The sequence below is a fragment of the Roseibacillus persicicus genome (genome assembly GCF_014651675.1).
Lineage (GTDB): Bacteria > Verrucomicrobiota > Verrucomicrobiia > Verrucomicrobiales > Akkermansiaceae > Roseibacillus > Roseibacillus persicicus.
On the sequence record NZ_BMXI01000042.1, the window covers coordinates 1 to 2,539 of the forward strand.

The window sequence follows — 2,539 nt, forward strand, 5'->3', positions numbered from 1 at the left end:
AATCCGACCGCGCTGGCGAGTCGGAGGATTGACAGGAGGAGGGAGCATGGTAGAAGTAGTGAAAGCGCGCTGAGTCGGTCGGATTGGGTGTGCTGAGACGTTCGGCTAAAAATACTATGACTGAAATCTTTCGACACTATGATAGCGCTACAGTCGGCCTAGTGCAAAGCCTGTTGGAGTCAGAAGGTATCGTCACACTTCTTCGAAATGATAGCACCTCGAGTTCCTCTGTTGCAGTCTCAGATACGGTTCCTACGCTCTGTGTTGCCGATGATTCTCAAGAGAAACTAGCGGTCTCTTTTATACGAGAGCACTTTAAGGAGCAAAACGATACTGATGGAGACGAAAAAGTGTGCGCTTCCTGTGGGGAGAAGAGTCCGTCAAACTTCAGTAGCTGTTGGAACTGTAATGGCGAGCTGCCGTAGTTTTACAGCTAGATTACTGTCGGGCTAGGAGGGATGGGTGTTCAACAAGTTCGGTCAATGCTTGGCGGAACCCACATATAACGCATTTAATGCCGAACAATGCGCAGCACCACAAATCCGACCGCGCTGGCGAGTCGGAGGTTGACTGGAAGAGGGAGCGTGGTAGAAGTAGTGAAAGCGCGCTGAGTCGGTCGGATTGGGTGTGCTGGAACGTTCTGCAAAAATGAAATTCTTCACACTCGATTGGTGGTCGTCCGCTTGTGAGGATGCCGATGAACTGTTCAGAAAATATCAGCTCTTCGTCGCAGATTTTTTTGATCGTTTACCCGAGAGCTATCAACGGTTGCACAGGGATTGGAGTCTGCATGATTCTCGATTACGTGTCTTCAAGGCCGATTATCAGCACCAGACTTTAGATCTTCACTTGGACGGCCATGGTTTTGACGAGAAGGATAACACCTATTTCGAACGAAGATTCACATTGCGGTATTATGACGTGAGGCAGATTACTGCAACCTCAGATCCGGATCGAGGTTTACCAGGGCCAAACGGTTACGGAGACTTGGGGTATGACGAGATTGAGCTTTTGTCATCAGGAGACCTAGAACATCGAATTCTCTTTTCCTCAGGTATTGTCCTTCTTGTGAGGCACGGCGGCATCAAGATAGACGTGTCCGACAACCGAAAATAGGCAGAACAATGCGCAGCACCACAAATCCGACCGCGCTGGCGAGTCGGAGATTGACGAGAGAAGGGATCGTGATAGAAGTAGTGAAAGCGCGCTGAGTCGGTCGGATTGGGTGTGCTAGAACGTTCGCCTGAAAACATGCAGATTGAGAACCAAGGGTTCGGTAAGGACTGGGATTTCCTCACAACCAAAGCGCTCTTACTTTTCGCTGTGGCCTATAACGGCGTCCTTGGGTTACTTCTTTACCTTTTCTGGGGCCACGATTTAGTTGTAAATATCATCGTCTGTGTCGCCGGTTACGTAACTTTAATCTTTTCGCTCTTGCTACGGTGTTCTTCGACTTTCCGCGGATTTACTGTCAGGCCTGAACGAGATACGAAGCAGCTTCAGGATTCGTTAGTTCTTCCTATTATTCTGTGGTTCACAATTCCCACGGTGCTTCTGTTTTTCCCTATTACCCTTTAGTGGTATTGGTGTTTTCGGTACGGCCAGTCTTTCACTAAGTCCCGAATCTTCGGAATGGCGAACAATGCGCAGCACCACAAATCCGACCGCGCTGGCGAGTCGGATATTGACAGGAGGAGGGAACGTGGTAGAACTCTCAAAAGTGCGCTGAGTCGGTCGGATTGGGTGTGCTGGAACGTTCGCTAGAAAATTATCATTGGAATCAAGATGGCTAGTATCAATCACAATCTCGAACGGTTCAATAACGCTAGGAATGGGAATGTCGCCGTGGCAAGCACTCCAATTCTCTTCGGAAATCCCATTGGCCGAATCAGAGAACTTCACTTTGTGACCGTACTCCTTAAGGTGACTGCCTAGTATCTTCTGGAGAGTAGTTTTTCCGGTTGGTCCCGGCTCTCCTGTTATAGTTATTTTTAGTTTATTCATGAGCACACTTGGTTATCAGATGGAAAAATCCGGGAATATTATCCGGAAGACTTGTTGGATGCTTGAGCACACAACGAAAATAGAATCGGTTCTGGATGAGGAGGACGGCTTTGATATGCGCGAAGGATTCCGCGCCCTCCTTTGGGACGCGACGAAATTATACGCATCATCAGCAAGGCAACTCTCGGGCAACTCTTCGGCAGGAACGTCATGGTCTCCAGAATTACCGCGTTATCTTTACGACAACCCAGAAAAGTGCAAAGAGACGCTAGAAATAGTGGCTGGAGAAGATTACGACGAAACCTACTACAAATAGCGAACAATGCGCAGCACCGCAAATCCGACCGCGCTGGCGAGTCGGTGTTGACAGATAGTTTGTTTTTCATAGATTTAATCGGAAGTGCGCTGAGTCGGTCGGATTGGGTGTGCTGGAACGTTCGGCTGAAAATGATGAATACTGTGTCAATAATCCTAGTGATGGTTGTTTCAATTTTCACAGTGTTAGCTGATGATGAATCGGTTGAAGACGTAAATC

General features: G+C 48.2%; 4 protein-coding genes. 3 read left to right on the forward strand and 1 reads right to left on the reverse strand.

Annotated features, from left to right (window positions below):
• Positions 1–116 precede the first annotated feature (116 nt).
• Complete coding sequence (locus IE099_RS21175) at positions 117–425, forward strand: putative signal transducing protein (protein ID WP_189574640.1); 309 nt, start codon at positions 117–119, stop codon at positions 423–425.
• 223 nt (positions 426–648) lie between these two features.
• Positions 649–1,116: a hypothetical protein gene (locus IE099_RS20455; protein ID WP_189574643.1), complete on the forward strand. Its 468-nt coding sequence runs from the start codon at positions 649–651 to the stop codon at positions 1,114–1,116.
• 393 nt (positions 1,117–1,509) lie between these two features.
• Here the strand turns inward: IE099_RS20455 and IE099_RS20460 are convergent, their stop codons facing one another.
• Positions 1,510–2,004 carry a P-loop NTPase family protein gene (locus tag IE099_RS20460; RefSeq protein WP_189574646.1) on the reverse strand — a complete coding sequence of 165 codons (495 nt, stop codon included), beginning with the start codon at positions 2,002–2,004 and terminating at the stop codon, positions 1,510–1,512.
• On the opposite strand from IE099_RS20460, the gene IE099_RS20465 reads away from it, so the two are divergent.
• Positions 2,003–2,320: a hypothetical protein gene (locus IE099_RS20465; protein WP_189574649.1), complete on the forward strand. Its 318-nt coding sequence runs from the start codon at positions 2,003–2,005 to the stop codon at positions 2,318–2,320. The genes IE099_RS20460 and IE099_RS20465 overlap by 2 nt on opposite strands.
• The last annotated feature ends 219 nt before the right edge of the window (positions 2,321–2,539 follow it).